Genomic DNA, 21,089 nt, shown 5'->3' with positions numbered 1-21,089 from the left:
TGTCAATGATTGTGGGGTTATTGATCGTCATAGGCAATGCCTTGGCCGCACGGAAAAGCCCGGGCTTGCTGGCGGCGCCATGAGCCTCGGCAGATTTGGCCCCCACGCCAGAGGCCGGCGCCGGGCATGCCTTTTGGCACTGTGTCCAAAGTCACGGCAGCACCTAGCTTCGTGGTTTGCTTTGTTCACAGGGGAGCTTTCCGCGCATGCGCCGTTTCGTCCGTCCACTCGTTCTTACCGCCCTGGCTGCCTGTTGCGGCGCCGCCTTGGCCGCTCCTGCCGCCGATGACCAGCCGCATGGCCGGTTGCCCAGCTGGGCCCAGCCGGAGTCCTACCAGCTCGACTTCAAGGTCGATCCGCGCCAGCAGGATTTTTCCGGCACCACCGTGATCAAGCTGAAGCTGACGCAGGCGTCCGATCACCTGTGGCTGCACGGCCGCGAGCTGAAGGTGAGCAAGGTCACCGTGACGGATGCCGCCGGCAAGGCGCACGCCGCGAAGTATGTGGACGTGGCGCCGCAGGAAGGCGTGGTGCGCGTCGATTTCGGCGGCGTGCTGAAGCCGCAGGAGCTGACGCTGTCGTTCAACTACACCGCGCCGCTCAACCAGCAGTTGCAGGGCCTGTACAAGGTGAGTCACGAAGGCCAGCCGTACGCGATGACGCAGATGGAACCCATCAGCGCGCGCTACGCCTTCCCGGGCTTCGACGAGCCAGGCTTCAAGACGCCGTTCGACATCCGCCTGACCATTCCCAACGATGAAGCGGGTGTGGCCAACACCAAGCAGGTGAAGGAAGAGAAGGCCGGCGAGGGCTGGAAGAAGCTCACCTTCTCCACCACCAAGCCGCTGCCGACGTATCTCGTTGCGTTCGGCGTGGGTCCGTGGGACGTGGTGAAGGGTCCGGACATTTCGTCCACGCCATACCGCGCCGATGCGCTGGAACTGCGCGGCGTCGCCGCCAAGGGCGAAGGCCATCGCATGCAGCATGTGCTGGGCGAAACGCCGAGCATCGTGCACGCGCTGGAGGACTACTACGGCTTCGGCTATCCGTGGGACAAGCTCGACCTGCTCGCCGCACCGGACTTCTCCGCGGGTGCCATGGAAAACCCGGGCCTCGTCACCTTCCGCGACTGGCTGCTGCTGATCGATCCGGATTCCCCGGCCAACTATGTGCGCGGTTCGTTCAACGTCACCGCGCATGAGCTCGCGCACCAGTGGACGGGCGACACCGTGACGCTCGCCTGGTGGGACGACCTGTGGCTCAACGAAGCCTTCGCCACCTGGATGCAGCAGAAGGTGACGCAGAAGGTGCATCCGGAATACCGCGCCGATCTCGATCGCGTGCGCGGCGCGCAGGGTGCGATGAACGGGGACAGCCTGGTCACCACGCGCAAGATCCGCCAGCCGATCACCGGCAACGGCGATATCGAAACCGCGTTCGACGGCATCACCTATCAGAAGGGCGCCGCGGTGCTCGGCATGTTCGAGGGTTACGTCGGTGAGTCGACGTTCCAGAAGGGCATGCGTGCGTACATCCAGGAGCACAAGTTCGGCAACGCCACCGCCGATGACCTGATCGACGCCATCGCCACCGCCGCCGACAAGGGCGACAACTTCAAGCAGGCGTTCAAGAGCTTCCTCAACCAGCCGGGCGTGCCCTACGTGCAGACCGAACTGGCGCAGGAGAACGGCAAGACCGTGCTCAAGCTCAGCCAGAGCCGTTACCTGCCCGTGGGCAGCAAGGGCAACGCGAGCCAGGTGTGGGGCGTGCCGATGTGCGTGCGCTACGGCACCGCCAGTGGCAGCAAGGTGAGCTGCGAACTGTTCGACCAGGCCACCGGTTCCATGGTGCTCGAAGGCGCCAGCAAGAACACCTGGGTGCTGCCCAACGCCAATGGCTCGGGCTATTACCGCTTCGCCATGGTCAAGAAGGATCTGGCCAATCTCGGCCAGCAGGTTGGCAAGCTCGACGACGCCGAACAGCTCGCCTACGCCGACGCGGTGTACGCCAGCTTCAAGCATGGCGACATCGATGCCGGCGACGTGCTCGCCGCGCTCAAGCCGCTGACGTCGTCCAAGACGCGCGAAGTGGCCCTCGCGCCGCTCACCAGCTTCAGCTGGATCCGCCGCAACCTCGCCCAGACCGACGCAGAGCGCGCCAAGCTCGATGCGTGGGCCAAGGCGGCCTATCTGCCGCGCCTGCAGCAGCTCGGCTACCACCGCAAGGCCAACGAAGCGGACAGCGACTCCCTGCTGCGCAGCACGCTCGCCGATGAACTGGCGCTGGTGGTGAAGGTGCCGGAAGTGCGCGCAGAACTGCTCAAGCAAGGTGATGCGGCGCTCAAGCGCAAGGCCGATGGTCGCCTCGACCTGGGCAGCGCCGATGCCGACCGCGACCTGCTCGGCGTCTCGCTGGGCGTGGCCGTGCAGGAACGTGGCAAGAGCGCCGTCGACGCGCTCATCGCCGAAGTGCCGCAGACCAGCGACCCGGCGTTGCGCAACGCCATCCTTGATGGCCTGAGCGAAGCCGAAGATCCGGCGCTCACCACCGAGGTGCGCAACTTCGCCCTCGACAAGAAGGTGAAGGTGGGCGAGATGGCCATGCTGCTCAGCGGCAGTCGCTATACCCGTGCCGAACGCGATGCCTCGTGGCAGTGGGCCACCGCCAACTACGACAGGATCGTGGAACGCACCGGCAGCTTCGCGGGCGGCAAGCTGCCGGAACTCGTCGGCGGCGGTGGCTGTTCGCAGGACGAAGCCGATCGCCTGCAGGCGTTCTTCAAGGATCGCGTGAAGCAGGTGACCGGTGCCGAGCGCGGCCTCGCGCAAGCCACCGAGTCCACCGTGCTCTGCCAGGTTCTGGCCAAGAAGCAGGACGCCGCAGCGATCCTGCGCTAAAACCCGGCTTCAACTCGGCAACACACGACCGGACGGCGCAAGCCGTCCGGTTTTTTTCGTCGGGCCGGTACGTAGTCAGGAAACACCTCATGTGTTTACTGTGAGGTTTTCCGTGCATTGATGCGAGATAAAAAACCTCGTGGTTGCACACGTATCGACGAAAGATAGCCAAGCGTTCCATCGATAGACTTTCTCGTTTCGAAGCACGGAGTGCGATGAAGTGAGCAAGGGATGGAAAGCCGCGCTGGCAGCCCTGTTCTTGGTGGTGGCCGTCGTGGGCGGCATCTACCTTTCTGGCTTCGCCATGCTGCGATGGCTGGGCCTGAAAGACGTGGCCTTGTCACGGAATACGGCCTGGCTGTACATCCATGCGCTCGACTTGCCGCAAATGGCGCCTTACGCGCAAAAGGTCAAAATCAGCGCCGCCGTGGGTATGGGCGTTCCGCTGATCCTGTGGCTCCTGCTGCTCATTCCTATCTATCGCGAAAGAGCGCGGTCGCTTCACGGCGATGCCCGCTTCGCCCACGGTGGCGACCTGGCCAAGCACAACCTGTTCAAGCCGGCGCCCAACGGCATTGTCATCGGCAAGTTCAACGGTCGCCTCCTACGTCTGCCAGGCCAGCAGTTCGCCATCCTTGCCGCCCCCACGCGCTCGGGCAAGGGCGTGGGCATCGTCATTCCCAATCTCCTGGACTACCAGGAGTCGATGGTGGTGCTCGACATTAAGCAGGAGAACTTCGATCTCACCAGCGGTTGGCGAGCGAGTCAGGGACAGGAAATCTACTTGTTCAATCCCTTCGCCGAAGATCGACGCACGCACCGCTGGAACCCGCTCAGTTACGTCTCGCCCGATCCCGATTTTCGCATCTCCGACCTGCAGGCCATCGCGGCCATGCTTTATCCCGACGGCACGGACGACCAGAAGTTCTGGGTGAGCCAGTCGCGCAATGCGTTCCTCGCCTTCGCGCTGTTCCTGTTCGAGAAAAACCAGCTTCTGCAGCGGGACACCACCGGTGGCGCACAACCTCGTCATCCCACCCTGGGCGAAATCTACCGCCTCTCCTCGGGCGACGGCAGCGACCTCAAGACCTACTTTCAGGAGCTGTGCAAGGCGCCTTTCATCAGTCATCACACGCGCACCGCGTTCGCCAACCTGGTCTCCCAGGCCGACGACACTTTCAATTCCATCCTTGGCACCTTCAAGGAACCACTCAACGCCTTCATCAATCCCGTGTTGGATGCTGCGACGAGTGCCAACGACTTCCTGCTCACCGATGTGCGCAAGAAGAGGATGACCATCTACATCGGCATTCAGCCCAACAAGCTCGCTGAAAGCCGCCTCATCATCAACCTCTTCTTCAGCCAGCTCATCAACGTCAACACCAAGGAGCTGCCGCAGAACAACCCGGCACTCAAACACCAATGCCTGCTGTTGATGGACGAATTCACCAGTATTGGCCGGGTGGACATCATTGCCAAGGCGGTGAGCTACATGGCCGGCTACAACATGCGCCTGTTGCCCATCATCCAGAGCATGGCGCAGCTGGATGCCACTTATGGCAAGGAACAGGCGCGCACCCTCATTACCAACCATGCCCTGCAGATCATCTACGCCCCGCGCGAACAGCAGGACGCCAACGACTACTCCGACATGCTCGGCTACACCACCGTGCGCAAGGAGAACATCACGCGAGGACGCGACCTCAGTCGCAGCGAATCGGAAGAACGTCGCGCGTTGATGCTGCCGCAGGAACTCAAGGCCATGGGCTTCGACAAGGAAGTGTTCCTGTACGAAGGCATTGCCCATCCGGTGAAGTGCGACAAGATCAAGTACTACCAGGACAAGCATTTCACGCAGCGTTTAAAGGGCAACGTAGAGGTCGCGCCGGTCACGTTGGGCGCTGCCGGTGCATCGGAACGCACCCTTGTGCGTGCGCCGGACGATGTCTCCTTGCGGCTCTTGCATAATTAACGGGCGGGGATGGCCATGGGCATTCGTGACGACATTCGCATCGGCAAGTTGTATGCGCCCGAACCCGATCTACCCGCGCCGAGCAGCCCCGTACCGGAAGGCTGCGAACGTGTGCGCACCAGCGCCGGCACATGGCGCGTGTTCCGCAAGGCAACCGAGTTTGAGCTCAAGTACGGTCGCGATCTGGTCTACGGCATCCACGATGAGCCCGATCCAGACCTTCGTCGCGTCATAGACAATGAAGGAGCGCGGCCAACCTCGCTCATTCCGGTGCATGCGCCTCCTACGCGCGATCCATTGCACGACCTGCAATTGCTGCGCGATCTGAAGATCATCAACGAACGCACCATTAAAGAACTTGGCCCGCTACCCAACGGCGGACTGCCCGTGCAGGCCAAGCGCAAGCCGGAGGTATCGCGAGCAGGCGTGCCGAAACCGCCGGTTTCAACGACTGAAGCGAGTGGCGGAAATCATGTCGGGCATGAGGATGAGTCCGTGAAACTGCGTCATCTGGCGGCCACAGCCGCGCTTACGGCCGGCGCGCTGGCAGGGTGCAGCGATCCCAACCATCCGTCGCGTAATCCGCATCCCACGCAGCGTTATGAGGTGACCATCACTACAGATGCGCCGGGGGCATGGGACGAAGCAAGCAAGGCGGTGGTGTTTTATGACGTCACCAACTGGGAGACGTGCACGCCGGAAGCGCCGGTGTTCATCGGTGGGCACTTGGACATACCGCTGAGCCAGGACGCGGAGATCGAAATGACACAGGTGGCCGAAAACACGTGGCGTGGCTACTTCTATCGCGATCTCTTCCACGACGAGGACTATCACGGCCTGGGCGTTTGTCATTGGGATGCGACACAGGTCGCCCCGGATTTTTTTGCTCGTGGTGTCAGCTTTGGTGATGGCCAGTGGGTGAAGGATGCCCTTCAAAGCCCTCAAGTTAGATTTTTTAGGAAGAGCGTTTTTTGGGGGCGTAGGGAAAGCAACCCTGCGGCCATGAGTTTTGACGAGTCCGATCCAGAAGTCCGTCAATCTGACGAATTCTTCTTTATCGCTGTTTCAGTAAAGGAGGTTAAGCCGTGAATCCTCCACCCGAAATATCTGCTGCTGCGGCGAGTGATGCGTATCTGGATCAGCAGAGAAGAAATCGCGATAAACCAAAGGACGTCAATCTCGCCGGCCATCCATACAAGGTCTACGCCTATACGGCTGACGCTGCGACTGGCTTCCACGCGACGGCCTATCAAAATACCAGGGCGCCGCACGGCATCATTATCGCCTACCGCGGCACCGACACCGACTTTGTCCACCATGCGCGCACCGGGGCACAGGACATCGGTGTCGACGTCGAGATGGTCAAGGACCAGACCAATCGGCAAAAGCATGCCGCACATGTCTTTACCGATGAGGTGCTCGCCAAAGCGGCTAGAGATGGCATTCCCAAGGAAAGTATCAGCTTGGCCGGTCATTCGCTCGGCGGCGTCTTCGTGGAAATCGAAGCCCATCGGCACGGGCTAAGCGGCGTCACCGTCAACGGCTACGGCGCGGTGGACCTGAATTACGGCGTGCCCGAAGGCGGCGATCGCGTGGTCAACTACCGAATGGCCAGCGACATGGTGAGCGCAGGCAGCCGCCATAGTGGCCAGGTGATCACGCTGGCCGACGACAACGACATTCGTGCACTGACGGCGGGGCGTTATCTGAATGCCGCCTCCGGCTCACCACCACCTAATCCGTTGTTGGTGATCGCAGACAATCCGGGTGCTCACGGTCGCGCGCACTTCGCGCCTGAACCTGGTAAACATCAGGTCAGCGTGTTGAGCCCCGAGCTGCTGGCCGGATACCAGCAAAACTACGAAAACAACAAGGCCGGCATTGACCACTTTCGGGATGACGTTCATCGCGAACGCACGCAACTGGTCGCCGAAACAGCCGGTATCAACGTTCGAAGCGAATGCCGGAGATCAGTCGGGCATGAGGATGAGTCCATGAAAGTGCGTCATCTCGCGGCCGCAGCCGCGCTCACGGCCGGCACGTTGGCGGGGTGCAGCGATCCGGACCATCCGTCGCGCAATGCGCACCCTACTCAGCGTTACGAGCTGACCATTACGGCGGATGCGCCGGGGGTGTGGGATAGCGTAAAGGCATCGGTGTCGTATGAGGTTACCGATGACGCATGCACGCCGGAAGCTCCGGTTTTCATTGGTGGACATCTCGGCGGTCCGTTGGGGCAAGAGGTAGAGATCGAGGTCAGCCAAGTGGGCGAAAACACATGGCGAGGTTACTTCTATCGGGACCTACTACACGATGAAGATTATTACGGCCGTGGTGTTTGCCATTGGGATGCCGTGGGTGCTGGCGCAACTTTTTTTACGACTGCGAAAAACAAATTTGGAGCGGGTGCTTCGCTGGAGTTTCCTCGGGTCGGTTTACAGACCCGTTACGTAACGCCACGAACGCGTTATTTCAAGAAAAGGGACTTCCTGGATCGCTCGCTACAGCCCTATGCGGTACGAGACTTCTCCGCAATTGATCCCATCGTTGAGCAATCGGATGAATTCTTTCCCATTACGGTAACAGTCAAAGAGGATAGGCCGTGAAGCCTTCTGCTATAAGTTCCGCTGTTGCTGCAAGCGATGCTTACAAAGACCGCCCTCTAAGCGATGTCGACAACAAGAGCGTAAATGTTGATTTGGGCGGACATCCGTACACGATATATGCCACCTCGGCCGACGCTCGCACCGGTTTCCACGCGACCGCCTACCAAAATACTGAGCCGCCGTACAACGTCATCATCGCCTATCGCGGCACCGACACAGACTTTGTCCACCACGCGCGCACCGGGGCACAGGACATCGGTGTCGACGTCGAGATGGTCAAAGACCAGACCAATCGGCAGAAGCATGCCGCGGATGTCTTTACCGATGAGGTGCTCGCCAAGGCGGAGAAACAGGGCATTCCCAGGGACCAGATCAGCTTGGCCGGTCATTCGCTCGGCGGCGTCTTCGTGGAAATCGAAGCCCATCGGCACGGGCTACGCGGCGTCACCATCAACGGCTACGGCGCAGTGGACCTGAATTATGGCGTGCCCGAAGGCGGCGATCGCGTGGTCAACTACCGAATGGCCAGCGACATGGTGAGCGCCGGCAGCCGCCATAGTGGCCAGGTGATCACGCTGGCCGACGACAACGACATTCGTGCACTGACGGCGGGACGTTATCTGAATGCCGCCTCCGGCTCACCACCACCTAATCCGTTGTTGGTGGTCGCAGACAATCCGGGTGCTCACGGTCGCGCGCACTTCGCGCCTGAACCTGGTAGCCATCAGGTCAGCGTGTTGAGCCCCGAGCTGCTGGCCAAATATCAGCAAAACTACGAAAACCACAAGGCCGGCATTGACCACTTTCGGGATGACGTTCATCGCGAACGCACGCAACTGGCCGAGGCATTGCGCAGTCCCGACAGTCGCAACCTCATCTCAACCTACGCGCATTTGCCGACCCACATGCAACAACAGCTGGCCGAGCTCCATGCGCTCAAGGTCGACAAGCCCATTCAAGAGGCCGTCGAGCATAACGCCGTGGTGAAAGGCACCCAGTTGGGCTTGGATCAGGCCAACGTGGCCTTGCGCATCGGTGGCGACCTCATGCAGCAATCCGCCGATCGGAGCGCGAACGATCTGCGTGCCATGGGCCACCGCGTGGAACAACAGGCCGATGACCTGTCACATCGTCTCCAAGCCGTGGCTTCCATCGATCCGCTCACCGTGGGCGCCGCCGCGTTAGGCGTAAAAGCTGCCGGCTACGTCGCGCACACCCAGACCGAAGATTATGCGCAGGCCACCCAAATGGCTGGTCACACCGCCCGTGTGGCGGGTCAATTCATCGCGAACCAGGTCCAGACGACCGGGCACGGAGTCGAGCAGGGCGCGCACGCAGTCGCGGAAGGAGCTCAAGGTGTGGTTCACGTGGCCGAGGCGGTGGTCGTACGCGGTGCCGATGCCATCACGGACACCCGCCAAGCAGTAAACCATGCATCCGCCGATGTGGTTAGCGCGGTGTCGCACACACTCGACGCAGTCGATCGACGCCTCCATCCCACGCCTCCTGGGCACGAAGCCCTCGGTGTGCTTCCCGCCGCGCCTTCGCTGGACCCGGCCACCCTGCGCGCGATGCAAACCCACCTCAACACCCTGGGTGTGCGGGATACGCGGGGTCAACCGCTCGCCGTAAGCGGCACATACGATCGCGCCACACGCCGGGGCGTCGAAGATTTCCAGGAAGTGCATGGCCTGCCGGTGACGGGGCTGCCCGACAGGGCCACCGTGTCGCTGCTGGAAGCACACGTCAAAATCGCTGAGCTACAGAAACCATCCACCGCTCTCGATCCTCAAACTGTCGCGGCCACCCTTCCCAGGGCAACACCTGCCGAGCAACCGAGGGAGGTGCCGCACGGCCTGGTTGTCGATCGCGCGGAAACCCAGGCGTCACAGCAACGCCCCCTCAGCGATCCCAGCCATCCACAGCACGCCCTGTACAGCGAACTCAAAGGGCTTCTTCCCAAGGCCGCCAGCGAGGAGCGCCTTGCCCAGCTCACCTTGGCCTGTCATCAGGGCAACATCAAGCCCGGCCGGATCGAATCCATCACGTTGGAAAACAAGCATGCCGTGATCGTCGGTCTCGCCGGTTACGCCAATGTGGACATGAGCCACCCCTCGCCACCGCTGCAGCAGAGCCTGCAGAAAATGGAAAACATCCACCAGCAACAGTCGCAGCAACAAATCTTGTCACCACAGCAGTCGCCGAGCCAGGGTGGCCAGAGCCTGTCGCGGTCGCTGCACTGAGTGCGATCGCAAGCCGGAGGTGGCGCGACCAGGCGCACCGGAACCGCCGGTATCAACGACCGTGGCGAATGCCGGAAATCATGTCGGGCATGAGGATGAGTCCATGAAACTGCGTCATCTGGCGGCCACAGCCGCGCTTACGGCCGGCGCGCTGGTCGGCTGCAGCGATCCCAACCATCCGTCGCGCAATCCGCATCCCACGCAGCGTTATGAGGTGACCATCACTACAGATGCGCCAGAGGCATGGGACAGCGCAAAAGCTTTGGTGTTTTATGAAGTCACTAATTGGGAGACGTGCACGCCGGAAGCGCCTGTGTTCATCGGTGGGCACTTGGAAATACCGATGATGCAAGACGTAGAGATTGAAATCACGCAAGTTGGCGAGCACAGGTGGCGAGGATACTTCTATCGCGATTTATTTCACGATGAGGATTATCACGTTCTAGGTGTTTGTCGTTGGGATGGAACCCAAGTTGCTCCGCAGTTCTTTGTCCATGGGGTGCGCTTCGGTACCGGCCATTGGGTGAAGGATGCCCTGCAAAGACCTCAAGTCGATTACTTCAGGAAAAGTGATTTTCTTGATCGCTCACCAAATCCCTACCCGGCACAATATTTTGTCGAGGCCGATTCGGAATACGAGCGACAACCCGATGACTTTTTTTCAATAACTGTCACGGTCAAGGAGGATAAGCCGTGAATCGCTCTTCCGAAGAATCTGCCAGGGCGGCAAGTGATGCGTATCTGGACCGATCGAAAAACCAGATTGACAGCACGTTTGTTGACCTCGGTGGCCTTCCGTATAAGGTCTACGCCTATACTGCCGACCCCAAAACCGGCTTCCACGCAACGGCCTATAAAGAAGTCGCTCCACCCCACAACATCATCATCGCCTACCGAGGCACCGCACCGATTTTGCCCACCACGCGCGCACCGGGGCACAGGGCATCGGTGTCGGCTTCGAGATGGTCAAAGACCAGACCAATCGGCAGAAGCATGCCGCGGACGTCTTTAACGATGAGGTACTCGTCATAGCGGAGAAACAGGGCAATCCCAAGGAGAGGATCAGCTTGCGCGGTCATTCGCCCGGCGGCTCAGCCGGTTTCTGGATCAGACCAACAGCGTGTCACCACAAAAAAGGCGCCGCAAAAAAACGCGGCGCCTTTTCTTTTCAGCCGCGAAAACTCAGCGGTCGTCCGCGACCTTGAGTACCAGCTTGCCGGTGTGGCTGCCGTCGAACAGGCGGTTGAGCACCAGCGGCGCGTTCTCCAGGCCTTCGGCTACCGTTTCGCCCGCCTTGATCTTGCCGCTCACCACCCAGCCGACGAGGTCCTGCACCGCCTTTGCCTGGTCCTTGTAGTCGAAGGCGAGGAAGCCGCGCACGGTGAGGCGCTTGACGATGATCACGCTGTAGTCGTCGGAGGCGCGCGTGCCGCTCGCGTAGTTGGCTATGAGTCCGCACAACGCGACGCGTCCGCCGTTGACCATGCGCGACAACACCGCGCGCATCACGGGGCCGCCCACGTTCTCGAAGTTCACGTGCACGCCGTCGGGCGTCGCTTCGGCGAGCTTTTGCTTGAAATCGTCGGCCTTGTAGTCGACGGCGACATCGAAGCCCAGATCCTCCACGAGATGGCGGCATTTCTCCGGGCCACCGGCAATGCCCACCACGCGCGCGCCGCGAAGCTTGCCGATCTGCCCCGCGATGGAACCGACGGAGCCTGCCGCGGCGGAAACCACCAGCGTTTCGCCCGCCGCTACGGGCGCAATCTCGGCGAGGCCGTAGTACGCCGTGATGCCGCTGAAGCCGCAGGCGCCGAGCAGGGTGGGCAGCGCCACCGGCGGGTTGGGCGGGAGTTTCACCCAGTAACCCATCGCGTTCTCGTCAAGCAGGGCGTAGTCCTGCCAGCCCACCAGGCCCTGCACGAGGTCGCCCACCGCATAGTTCTTCGCCTTCGATGCCACCACGCGACCAATGCCGATGCTGCGCATCACCTCGCCGATGGCGACGGGTGGCATGTATTGCGGGATGTCGCTCATCCACACGCGGTTGGTGGGGTCCATCGAGAGATAGAGCACCTGCACCAGCGCCTGGCCGTCGGTGAGCTCGGCGGTGGGCGCCTCACGCAGGTCGAAGTTGTCGAGGCTTACGAGGCCTTCGGGGCGCGTCTTCAGCAGCAGTTGGCGATTGGTGAAGCTCATGAGTGTTCTCCGGGTCAGACGGCGCGAGCGCCGCCGTCGATGACGAGTTCCGCCGCCGTCACGTAACGGCTTTCATCGGAAGCGAGATAAAGCACGGCATACGCCACATCGTCCGGCTCGCCGAGGCGATGCATGGGAATGCCGCGTATCAATTTTTTGGTGGCCTCTTCTTCGCCCAACTTGTCGAAGAACGGCTTGACGATGCCGGTGCGGATGAAGGCAGGGTGGATCGAGTTGCAGCGCACGTCGATCTTCTGACGCGTGCAATCCATCGCCACCGATTTGGTCAGCGACGCCACCGCAGCCTTGGACGTGTTGTAGGCGGTGTAGTCGGGATCGATCTTGAACGCCGCCAGCGAAGAAATGTTCACGATGGACGCCGGCTGTGCATCGCGCAGGTACGGCATGGCGTGCTTGCAGCCCAGCATCACGCTGTCCACGTTGACGCCCATCACGCGGTGCCATTCCTTCAACTCGATGCGCTCAACGCCACCCAGCGAGCCGATGCCCGCGTTGTTCACCAGCACGGAGAGACCACCCATGGCCTTCACTGCATCGGCGAGCGTGCGCTCCCAACTGGCCTCGTCGCGCACGTCCTGCATGGCAGACCACGCCACCGTAGCGCCGTTCTCGCGATTGATCTCCGCGGCGACGGCAGCCACCGACGCTGCATCGATATCAGTGAGAAAGACCTTGGCGCCATGACGCGCCAACATGCGCGCCGACGCGGCACCGAGACCACCGGCAGCGCCGGTGACAAACGCGCGCTTGCCGGCGGCACGCGCGGGTAGTGACGAGCTCATGCGTTGTTCCTTGGCATCAGACACTGAGATAACCGCCGTCCACATTCAGCACGGCGCCGGTGGTGTACGAAGCCGCATCGGAAGCGAGGTAGAGCGCCGCACCCGCCATCTCCGACGGCTGCGCCACGCGCCGCATCGGCACATGCGCCAGCGCCTGCTTGAGGATGGCCGGCGTATTCACCAGCACCGAGGCGAACTTGGTATCGGTGAGGCCCGGCAACAAGGCGTTGCAGCGTACGCCTTGCTCGGCGCATTCCACGGCGAAGGCCTTGGTCATCGAGATCACCGCGGCCTTGGTGATGGAGTAGATGCCCTGCTGGAAACCGGGCACCACGCCGTTCACCGACGCCACGTTGACGATGGAACCGCCGCTGTTCTTCGCCATCAGTCGCGCGCCATGCGTGGACATGTAGAAGTAGCCGCGGATATTCACGTCCACGGTTTTCTGGAACACCGAGGGATCGGTATCGAGGATGTGTCCGAAATATGGATTGGTCGCGGCGTTGTTGACCAGGATGTCCAGGCGACCGTGCGTCTTCGCCACGTGCGCATGCAACGCATCGATCTGTTCCATCTCGCCGATATGGCAGGCGAACGCCTCGGCCGATCCGCCCTCGGCGACGATGCCATCGACCACTGCCTGGCAGTCTGCCTGCTTGCGGCTGGACACGATGACATGCGCGCCATGCGCTGCCAGCAGTTTCGCGATCTCGGCGCCGATGCCGCGGCTGGCGCCGGTGACGATGGCGATCTTGCTGGTGAGGTCGAAGGTGGTCGGTGTGGTCATGAAATGTGGTTTCCGTGGCGAAGGAGAAAGCCCAACGTTGAATCCTGATCGTCGTGTCGACCGTGTTTCGAGTGACATGGACGGTTGCGGCAATGACTCACCGCAAGGTCACCAGCGTCTCATCGCGCGCCCGTTCCAGATGCGGCCACGCGTTGTATGACACGAGGCTGGCGCCGCGGGAGCCTAGCCGAAGCCTTGTCACTCCCGTGTTCACGAGCGACCAGCTGAGGTCGAAGGTTTTCGCTTGTGGAGCATCGAGCAGCGCCGCCGCAACGACGGCGATGGGACCACCGGAGGTAAATGCCCAGATGGTGTCGGCGCGCGAATCCATCAGTTGCTGGAGTGCGTCGAGCACGCCGTGGCGAAAGCTGCTCCAGCTGCGGCTGTAGTCGGCATCGTGCTCACCGCTTGTCCAGCGCTGGATGGCGTCGACGAACAGGCGCTGGAACGATCGATACGGATCGGCTTCCTGCGTCATCGCGGCGCGCAATGCGCCGGGCGCAGCGAGTTCAGGGCGCAGCCGCGCCAGCAGTTCCAGATGATCGACTTCGTCCAGGCCCGGCAGCGTGATGGGCGATGCGGCCACACCCGCCGCTTCGAGACATGGCATGGCCGTATCGCGATGCCGAACGCGTGGCCCCATCGCCACCACGTCGGGTTGCTGTCCGCATTCGGCGAACCATGCACCGAGCAGCGACGACTGCTGCACACCCAGCGGTGACAACTGGTCGTAGTCTTCGGCGTGGAAGCTCGCCTGGCCGTGGCGTATCAGCAGCAGCTCGCGCATGCGTCAGTCCATGCCGGCCATGAGCCGGCGGCAACGCATCGCCATGTAGCGGGCGGCGTCGCCGAAGCCGGCAAATTGCGGGTTGGTGGTTTGTCCCAGCGCATAGCGGCGGTAGATCTGCTGGATGATCACCATCAGGCGGAACAACCCGAAGATTTCATAGAAGCGCCAGCGCGAGACATCCATGCCGGTGCGCTCGCCGTAATACGCCACCACCTGATGGCGCGTGAGCATGCCGGCTTCATGCGTAGGCTGGCGGCGGAACGACTGGAATACCGGATCATCGTCCGCCTGCACCCAGTAGGCGAGCGAGCTGCCCAAGTCCATCAACGGATCGCCCACCGTGGCCAGTTCCCAATCCAGCACGCCGACGATGCCGAGCGGGTTGTCGGCAGCAAGCACCACGTTGTCGAAACGGAAATCGTTGTGGATCACGCAGCTGGCGTTGTCGTGCCTCGGTTGCTGCGATTGCAGCCACGCGATGATGTCTTCGCACGCATCGGAGCCTTCCGTGGCCGCTTGCCTCCAGCGCTCGCTCCAGCCGGAAAGTTGGCGTGCGATATAGCCTTCGCCCTTGCCGAGTTCCTTGAGCCCGGGCTGGCTCGCATCGACCTGGTGCAGTTCGATCAGGCGATCGACAAAGCCGAGGCACAAGGCGCGCACGCCATCGCGATTGAGGCCGAGTTCGGAGGGAAGGTCGCGGCGCAGGATGGTGCCCTTCAGGCGTTCCATCACGTAGAAGTCCTGGCCGATGACGGCCTCGTCGTCGCAGCGCGCTAGGATCGCAGGCACGTACGGGTAGCTCGCCTTGAGCGCATCCATCACGCGCGCTTCGCGCATCATGTCGTGCGCGGACCTGGCCTTCGCGCCACGCGGCGGACGACGCAGCACCAACTCGCGATTCGCATAGCTCAGCAGATACGTGAGGTTCGATGCGCCGCCGGGAAACTGCTTCACCACCGGCGTGCCTTGCAGCCCTTCGATGCGTTGCTTGAGAAAGGCATCGACGCGTGCGACGTCGAACGCGTCTTCCTCGCGCACATCTCTTGCCTGGTCGGGGCGAGCGGTCATGCCTGGTTCTCCGCGGCGAGCTGGGCCTTGGCTTCGAGCTTGGCGACGACGGCGCGATGGACTTCATCCGGACCATCGGCCAATCGCAGCACGCGCGCATAGGCGTAAAGCTGCGCCAGCGGGAAATCGTCGGTAAGGCCGGCGCCGCCGTGGATCTGGATGGCCGCATCGGCCGCCTGCTGCGCAACCATGGGAACCACTACCTTGATTTGTGAGATGAGGCTGAGCGCGGCCTTGCTGCCTTGCGTGTCCAGCGTCCACGCGGTTTTCAGCGTGAGCAGTCGCGCCTGTTCGATCGCCATGCGGAGGTTGGCGATGATGTCCGCGTTGCCGCCCAGCTTGATCAGCGGCTGCCCGAATGCCACGCGCGATTGCGCGCGCCGGCACAGCAGCGACAGTGCGCGTTCGGCTGCACCAAGCGCGCGCATGCAGTGGTGTATGCGACCTGGCCCCAGGCGTCCCTGCGCAATCTCGAAGCCGCGCCCGGCACCGAGAATCACGTGGGACAACGGCAAGCGCACGTTCGCGAAATGGAGTTCACCGTGGCCTGAGGGCTCGTCGTAGTCGTGGAACACCGGCAGCATGCGTTCGATGTGCACACCCGGCGTATCCAGCGGGCAGATCACCATGCTGTGGCGGCGATGCGGTTCGGCGTTCGCATCGCTCAGGCCCATGAAGATGACGAAGCGGCAATGCGGATGGCCAAGACCGGTGGTCCACCACTTGCGGCCGTTCAATACGATCTCGTCGCCTTCCACCGTGGCCGTGGCGCGCATGTTGGTGGCATCGGATGAGGCCACATCCGGTTCGGTCATGGCGAAGCCGGAGCGGATCTCGCCCCGCAACAACGGTTCCAGCCACCGCTGATTTTGTTCGGCCGAACCGTAGCGGTGCAGCACTTCCATGTTGCCGGTGTCCGGGGCGTTGCAGTTGAACACCTCGGGCGCGATGAAGGAGTGGCCCATGATCTCGGCGAGCGGCGCGTATTCCACGTTGCTCAGGCCGGGGCCTCCGTCGAGGTCGGGCAGGAACAGATTCCACAGGCCCGCCTCGCGCGCACGCGCCTTGAGCTGCTCCATCACCACCGGCTGGCGCCATTGGCCATGGTCCGCGCCTCCCGCGAGTTGCGAGGCATAGACCGGCTCGGCGGGAAACACCTCTACGCGCATGAAACGTTCGAGGCGCTCGGTGAGCGCCCGGGTGCGCTCGGACGGGGCGAAATCCATGGCAGTACTCCTCGACTCCGAAGGAGCGTACGCCTCAGGCCACCAATAATTGAAATGAATATACTTTATGGGTGTGCATTAGCCGCATGAATGGGTGGGGATGATGGAACGCGACAGCCGTATCGACCTCAACCTGTTCCGCGTACTCGACGCGATCTATACACAGGGCGGCGTCAGCGCGGCGGCGCGCGTGCTTCATCTCACCCAGCCGGCGGTGACGCATGCGCTGCGCCGGCTGCGCGATCAGCTCGACGATCCGCTGTTCGTGCGCCAGGGCAACCGCCTGCTGCCCACCGACAAGGTGCGCGCGATGATGCCGGCCGTGCAGGGGCATCTGAAGGGCTTGCTGGCCAGCACGCATGCCCAGCCGACGTTCGACGCGTCGCGCTTGCAGATGGAATTCGTCATCGGTTTTCGCGACATCCTCGAATCCATTGCCTTGCCGGGATTGATGGCCAGCATCGGCCGCGACGCGCCGGACGTGCGCGTGGTGAGTCGCCGCGTGGCGGCCGACGAGGTGGAACGCGAACTGGGTACCGGCGCGCTGGACCTCGCCGTCGATCGTCCGCTGCGGGCCGGCGAGCGCATCTCGCACCGGCGCCTGCTCGATGAGACGCTGGTGGTGGTGATGCGGCGCGACCATCCACTGTCGCGGCAACTGCGTCGCGCGGATTATCTCGCCGCGCAGCACGTCACCGTTTCTCCCCTGGGCGAGCAGAGCGCGCTCGATGCCCTGATGGGCCAGAACGGCATGTTCCGCGAGGTGCGCATGGTGGCGCAGCACTACTTCTCGGCCTGCCAGATCGCTGCCGCCAGCGACCTGCTGCTCACCGTACCCAAGGCCTATGCCGATCACCTGGCGCCGTTGCTGCCCATCGCCATGCAGCCGTTGCCGGTGCGCATCAAGGCCATTCCCATCCTTGCCTACTGGCACGATTCCAAGGACAACGACCAGGCCCATCGCTGGTTTCGTGAACGCCTCGTCAAGTCGATTACCGGCGCCATGCAGGCGTCGCCGCAATGACTTGCGAGCGACACGCGGGCGGCGCACGATGCATGCAGCAGCGCCGCGCGGACCCGCGATGCGCGCTGATATGAACTGAAAGGACGCGTCTGGCTCGCTGCCGGGCCGCCCCCATGACGAGGTGTCTTGCATGTCCGAGCAGTCGCCAGCACCCGAGGTCGTCTACGACCCGACCGATCCGATGAACCGCAAGGAGCAGATGTTTCCGCGCCTGGAGGACGCGATGATCCGGCGCATCGCCACCTATGGCCAGGAAGAGAACGTGCCGGCGGGCACGATGTTGTTCGAGCGCGGGCAGCGCGGCGCGGATTTTTTCCTTGTGCTCGACGGGCTGGTGGAAATCTTCGACGTCGACAAGCATGGCCAGTCGAACGTGTTCACCATGTACGCCGCCCGCCAGTTCAGCGGCGAGATGAACATGTTCAACCAGCGCGCCGTGATGGCGTCGGCGCGCGTGGCGATGGACAGCCGCGTGCTGCGCGTGCGTTCGGCGGATTTCCGTCGCATGGTGGCCGCGGAAGCGGACATCAGCGAAATCATCATGCGTGCCTTCATCCTGCGGCGCGTGGGTTTGATCCGCGCGGGCTTCGGCGGCGTGGTGCTGGTGGGGCCGGGCCATAGCGGCGATACGCTGCGGCTCGAACGCTTCCTCGTGCGCAACGGTTATCCGCACCGGTTGATCGATACCGAGGTGGACCCCGATGCGGATGGATTCATCGAGTGCTTCCAGCTTCATCCCGACCAGTTGCCGGTGGTGATCTGCCCAGAGCGCTGCTTCCTGCAGAATCCCACCACGTCGGAGCTGGCCGATGAACTCGGCCTCACCGAAGTCATCGATCCGGACTTCGTGTACGACGTGGCAGTGGCGGGCGCGGGCCCCGCGGGCCTCGCCGCCGCCGTGTATGCCGCCTCGGAAGGTCTTTCCACCATCGTGGTGGAGGGCGTGGCGCCGGGCGGGCAGGCCGGTACCTCGTCGAAGATCGAAAACTATCTTGGCTTTCCCACCGGCATCTCGGGACAGGCGCTGGCCGGTCGCGCGCAGGCGCAGGCGCAGAAATTCGGTGCGCGTCTGGCCATCTCGCGGCAAGCGTCGGCGCTGGATTGTTCCGTGCATCCTTTCCGCATGCAGCTGGACGACGGCCAGACCATCCAGGCGCGCGTGGTGATCGTGGCCACCGGTGCGCGTTACCGCAAGCTGGACGTGCCCGGCTACGAACTGTTCGAAGGCGCGGGTATCCACTACGCCTGCACGGCGATGGAAGGGCAGCTGTGCAAGAACGAGGAAGTGGTGGTCGTCGGTGGCGGCAATTCCGCCGGACAGGCGGCGGTATTCCTCTCGCGCATCGCCTCGCACGTGCATGTGCTGGTGCGTTCCTCCGGTCTTGCGGCCACCATGTCCGATTACCTGGTCCAGCGCATCCTGCTTTCCTCGTCGATCACCTTGCACACGCACAGCGAAATCGTGGGCCTGGAGGGCGAAGGGCGCCTGAAGCATGTGACCTGGCAGCAGCGCGAGACGGGCGAGCTGACCACGCGGCCGGTCAGCAACGTGTTCGTGATGATCGGCGCCGAACCCAACACCGACTGGCTGAAGGATTGCCTCGCGCTCGACAACAAGGGCTTCGTGCTCACCGGCCGCTGCGCGCAGGGGCATCTGCTGGAATCGCCGTATGCCACCACCAAGCCCGGCATTTTTGCGGTGGGCGACGTGCGCTCCGGCTCGGTCAAGCGCGTGGCGTCGAGCGTGGGTGAGGGCTCCGTGGTGATCCAGGCGGTGCACAGCTATCTGGCGCCGTCGCCCGTGTGACACGGGTGATTGTTGAGTTGACGTCGGCATCCCCTCGGGCATCCGAGGGACTAGCGCGGCGTACTGAGCATTACATCGGAGTTGCTAAGGCGTGCTGCCCAATCGCCCCATGGCAACATCGACCCTGCGGAGAGTGCACTGCCGAACAGGCCGATGGCCAACGCGAGGCGCACGGCGGTGCGCTCGCGTGGTAGGCGAGGTGCACGTGCGAGATACCAGATAAGCACGCCCAGGCACAGCAACGGCATGTACAGCAGCTCTCCGCCGAACATGCTGCAAACGACCATGCGTCCATCACCCGGCATGGGACACATCATGCGCTGGGGATTCCATGCATAGAGTGTGGATTCCGCAAACCGGATCGCAGGCACGATCGTCGTGCTCAGGAACAGCAGTGCGAAGATCAGCGTTTGTAACCGTCGCGACCATGCTTTTTCGCTCCGTTGAGCCCATAGATATCCCGTCATGCCGAGAAGCTGAATCAGTACGATAGGGGTGCGTGCGTCTCTGCCGAACGCTTTCCCTACGACAGTCCACTGCCATGCATGAGCGGCGACAAAGGCCAGTGTGACGATCCAGCTCAACGCACTGTTGATACGGCCCATGTTGTTGGCGGAGGGATTGCCTGGATCAGGTTGTAGTGAATGCATCGAATCGCATGGCCAGTGAGGGCGTTCGCTGGACTATCAGCAACGCCGCGTTTGATCGCTAGGGCCAAAGAAGCGGGCGATCGTAGGCATACTCCCGTAAACTCGCATGGCCAACGGCGGAAGCAGCATTCGCTCGCTATCGGTAACTTTCACCTCGTCATTTGAGGATTCGCGTGTGATCGAAGTTCGCCATGCCCTTCACGATGCCGCGCAGCAGTTGAAAGACCGCCTGGAAGCCGAGCTGTTGCTGCTGCATGTGCTGGGGAAGCCGCGCAGCTGGGTGATCGCGCATGCGGACGACGTGCTCGACGAGGCGCAGCTCGCCGCGTTCGGCGCACTGGTGCAGCGTCGTCGCGACGGCGAGCCGGTGGCCTATATCACGGGGCATCGCGGGTTCTGGACGCTGAACCTGGAAGTCACGCCCGCCACGCTGATTCCGCGTCCTGAGACGGAGTTGCTGGTGGAGCTCGCGCTCGCCCGCATCGTGGCGACGGCGCGCGTCGCCGATCTCGGTACCGGCAGCGGCGCGATTGCGCTGGCCGTGGCGCGCGAGTGCCCCACGGCGAACATCGTGGCCACGGACGCGAGCGCCGATGCGCTGGCGGTCGCCGAGCGCAACGCCGCCAGGCACGGCATCCGCAACGTGCGTTTTGCGCAAGGCGATTGGCTTGCGCCGCTGGCTGGCGAGCGTTTCGACTTGATCGTTTCCAACCCGCCGTATATCGAAGCGGATGATCCGCATCTGGGGCAGGGCGATCTGCGTTTCGAGCCCGCGTCGGCGCTGGCGTCCGGTGCCGACGGCCTGGACGATATCCGCCGCATCGTGGCGCAGGCGCGCGATCATCTCGCGCCGGGCGGCTCGCTATTGATGGAACACGGCTGGAACCAGGGGCCAGCCGTGCGTGCTGTTCTCGAAGCGGCCGGTTACAGCGAGGTGTTCACCGAGCAGGACCTGGAACAGCGCGACCGTGTCAGCGGCGGCATCTGGCCTGGCGTGTAATGGACGTCCAAATGAAA

The 21,089-nt window shown here is 62.7% G+C and carries 16 protein-coding genes and 1 pseudogene; 9 read left to right on the top strand and 8 right to left on the bottom strand.

What is annotated here, in order from left to right; all coding sequences use genetic code 11:
• Window positions 1-206: 206 nt before the first annotated feature.
• The 6 genes and pseudogenes from ABIC75_RS07930 (at window position 207) to ABIC75_RS07905 (ending at window position 10,415) form a co-directional block, all read left to right on the top strand.
• Window positions 207-2,897 (top strand): M1 family metallopeptidase, encoded by a 2,691-nt coding sequence (locus ABIC75_RS07930; protein ID WP_354013307.1) that lies wholly within the window; start codon window positions 207-209, stop codon window positions 2,895-2,897.
• A gap of 220 nt (window positions 2,898-3,117) precedes the next feature.
• Window positions 3,118-4,794: pseudogene (locus ABIC75_RS07925) on the top strand (type IV secretory system conjugative DNA transfer family protein); the annotation flags it as partial.
• A gap of 90 nt (window positions 4,795-4,884) precedes the next feature.
• Window positions 4,885-5,958, top strand: a complete 1,074-nt coding sequence (locus tag ABIC75_RS07920; protein ID WP_354013306.1) for a hypothetical protein — start codon at window positions 4,885-4,887, stop codon at window positions 5,956-5,958.
• The gene (locus ABIC75_RS07915; RefSeq protein ID WP_354013305.1) at window positions 5,955-7,475 is read left to right on the top strand and encodes a hypothetical protein; all 1,521 of its coding nucleotides are present in this window, start codon (window positions 5,955-5,957) and stop codon (window positions 7,473-7,475) included. Before ABIC75_RS07920 ends, ABIC75_RS07915 begins: the two co-directional genes overlap by 4 nt.
• On the top strand, window positions 7,472-9,718 hold the full coding sequence (locus ABIC75_RS07910) for a peptidoglycan-binding domain-containing protein (RefSeq protein WP_354013304.1): 2,247 nt from the start codon (window positions 7,472-7,474) through the stop codon (window positions 9,716-9,718). The genes ABIC75_RS07915 and ABIC75_RS07910 overlap by 4 nt, the downstream gene beginning before the upstream one ends.
• 103 nt (window positions 9,719-9,821) lie before the next feature.
• Window positions 9,822-10,415 carry a hypothetical protein gene (locus ABIC75_RS07905; protein ID WP_354013303.1) on the top strand — a complete coding sequence of 198 codons (594 nt, stop codon included), beginning with the start codon at window positions 9,822-9,824 and terminating at the stop codon, window positions 10,413-10,415.
• A gap of 193 nt (window positions 10,416-10,608) precedes the next feature.
• Here ABIC75_RS07905 and ABIC75_RS07900 read toward each other — a convergent pair whose 3' ends face one another.
• The 7 genes from ABIC75_RS07900 to ABIC75_RS07870 form a co-directional block, all read right to left on the bottom strand.
• Window positions 10,609-10,797 (bottom strand): hypothetical protein, encoded by a 189-nt coding sequence (locus ABIC75_RS07900; RefSeq protein WP_354013302.1) that lies wholly within the window; start codon window positions 10,795-10,797, stop codon window positions 10,609-10,611.
• Window positions 10,798-10,900: 103 nt separating this feature from the next.
• Window positions 10,901-11,917 carry an NADP-dependent oxidoreductase gene (locus ABIC75_RS07895; protein ID WP_354013301.1) on the bottom strand — a complete coding sequence of 339 codons (1,017 nt, stop codon included), beginning with the start codon at window positions 11,915-11,917 and terminating at the stop codon, window positions 10,901-10,903.
• Between the two features lie 14 nt (window positions 11,918-11,931).
• Complete coding sequence (locus tag ABIC75_RS07890; RefSeq protein WP_354013300.1) at window positions 11,932-12,720, bottom strand: SDR family oxidoreductase; 789 nt, start codon at window positions 12,718-12,720, stop codon at window positions 11,932-11,934.
• Between the two features lie 16 nt (window positions 12,721-12,736).
• On the bottom strand, window positions 12,737-13,507 hold the full coding sequence (locus ABIC75_RS07885; protein WP_354013299.1) for an SDR family oxidoreductase: 771 nt from the start codon (window positions 13,505-13,507) through the stop codon (window positions 12,737-12,739).
• A 97-nt stretch (window positions 13,508-13,604) separates the two neighbouring features.
• Window positions 13,605-14,294, bottom strand: coding sequence for a histidine phosphatase family protein (locus ABIC75_RS07880; protein ID WP_354013298.1), 690 nt, complete (start codon window positions 14,292-14,294; stop codon window positions 13,605-13,607).
• 3 nt (window positions 14,295-14,297) lie between these two features.
• The gene (locus tag ABIC75_RS07875; protein WP_354013297.1) at window positions 14,298-15,365 is read right to left on the bottom strand and encodes a phosphotransferase family protein; all 1,068 of its coding nucleotides are present in this window, start codon (window positions 15,363-15,365) and stop codon (window positions 14,298-14,300) included.
• Window positions 15,362-16,591 carry an acyl-CoA dehydrogenase family protein gene (locus ABIC75_RS07870; RefSeq protein WP_354013296.1) on the bottom strand — a complete coding sequence of 410 codons (1,230 nt, stop codon included), beginning with the start codon at window positions 16,589-16,591 and terminating at the stop codon, window positions 15,362-15,364. Before ABIC75_RS07870 ends, ABIC75_RS07875 begins: the two co-directional genes overlap by 4 nt.
• 100 nt (window positions 16,592-16,691) lie before the next feature.
• Between ABIC75_RS07870 and ABIC75_RS07865 the strand changes: the two genes are divergently transcribed.
• Both ABIC75_RS07865 and ABIC75_RS07860 read left to right on the top strand, forming a co-directional pair.
• Window positions 16,692-17,615 (top strand): LysR family transcriptional regulator, encoded by a 924-nt coding sequence (locus ABIC75_RS07865; protein ID WP_354013295.1) that lies wholly within the window; start codon window positions 16,692-16,694, stop codon window positions 17,613-17,615.
• 130 nt (window positions 17,616-17,745) lie between these two features.
• Window positions 17,746-19,422 (top strand): FAD-dependent oxidoreductase, encoded by a 1,677-nt coding sequence (locus ABIC75_RS07860; RefSeq protein WP_354013294.1) that lies wholly within the window; start codon window positions 17,746-17,748, stop codon window positions 19,420-19,422.
• Between the two features lie 50 nt (window positions 19,423-19,472).
• On the opposite strand, the gene ABIC75_RS07855 is transcribed toward ABIC75_RS07860, so the two are convergent.
• Complete coding sequence (locus ABIC75_RS07855; RefSeq protein ID WP_354013293.1) at window positions 19,473-20,072, bottom strand: hypothetical protein; 600 nt, start codon at window positions 20,070-20,072, stop codon at window positions 19,473-19,475.
• A 106-nt stretch (window positions 20,073-20,178) separates the two neighbouring features.
• On the opposite strand from ABIC75_RS07855, the gene prmC reads away from it, so the two are divergent.
• Window positions 20,179-21,072: a peptide chain release factor N(5)-glutamine methyltransferase gene (prmC, locus tag ABIC75_RS07850; RefSeq protein WP_436407893.1), complete on the top strand. Its 894-nt coding sequence runs from the start codon at window positions 20,179-20,181 to the stop codon at window positions 21,070-21,072.
• The last annotated feature ends 17 nt before the right edge of the window (window positions 21,073-21,089 follow it).

It is taken from the genome of Dyella japonica, assembly GCF_040545895.1.
Taxonomy (GTDB): Bacteria; Pseudomonadota; Gammaproteobacteria; order Xanthomonadales; family Rhodanobacteraceae; genus Dyella; species Dyella japonica_D.
This window is presented reverse-complemented; position numbering and strand designations above follow the sequence as displayed.

Coding starts and splice junctions, on each gene's coding strand:
- ABIC75_RS07930 (WP_354013307.1), top strand. CDS start 207: ATGCGCCGTTTCGTCCGTCCACTCGTTCTTACCGCCCTGGCTGCCTGT.
- ABIC75_RS07920 (WP_354013306.1), top strand. CDS start 4,885: ATGGGCATTCGTGACGACATTCGCATCGGCAAGTTGTATGCGCCCGAA.
- ABIC75_RS07905 (WP_354013303.1), top strand. CDS start 9,822: ATGAAACTGCGTCATCTGGCGGCCACAGCCGCGCTTACGGCCGGCGCG.
- ABIC75_RS07900 (WP_354013302.1), bottom strand. CDS start 10,797: ATGACCGCGCAAGCTGATCCTCTCCTTGGGATTGCCCTGTTTCTCCGC.
- ABIC75_RS07895 (WP_354013301.1), bottom strand. CDS start 11,917: ATGAGCTTCACCAATCGCCAACTGCTGCTGAAGACGCGCCCCGAAGGC.
- ABIC75_RS07890 (WP_354013300.1), bottom strand. CDS start 12,720: ATGAGCTCGTCACTACCCGCGCGTGCCGCCGGCAAGCGCGCGTTTGTC.
- ABIC75_RS07885 (WP_354013299.1), bottom strand. CDS start 13,507: ATGACCACACCGACCACCTTCGACCTCACCAGCAAGATCGCCATCGTC.
- ABIC75_RS07880 (WP_354013298.1), bottom strand. CDS start 14,294: ATGCGCGAGCTGCTGCTGATACGCCACGGCCAGGCGAGCTTCCACGCC.
- ABIC75_RS07875 (WP_354013297.1), bottom strand. CDS start 15,365: ATGACCGCTCGCCCCGACCAGGCAAGAGATGTGCGCGAGGAAGACGCG.
- ABIC75_RS07870 (WP_354013296.1), bottom strand. CDS start 16,591: ATGGATTTCGCCCCGTCCGAGCGCACCCGGGCGCTCACCGAGCGCCTC.
- ABIC75_RS07865 (WP_354013295.1), top strand. CDS start 16,692: ATGATGGAACGCGACAGCCGTATCGACCTCAACCTGTTCCGCGTACTC.
- ABIC75_RS07860 (WP_354013294.1), top strand. CDS start 17,746: ATGTCCGAGCAGTCGCCAGCACCCGAGGTCGTCTACGACCCGACCGAT.
- ABIC75_RS07855 (WP_354013293.1), bottom strand. CDS start 20,072: ATGCATTCACTACAACCTGATCCAGGCAATCCCTCCGCCAACAACATG.
- prmC (WP_436407893.1), top strand. CDS start 20,179: ATGGCCAACGGCGGAAGCAGCATTCGCTCGCTATCGGTAACTTTCACC.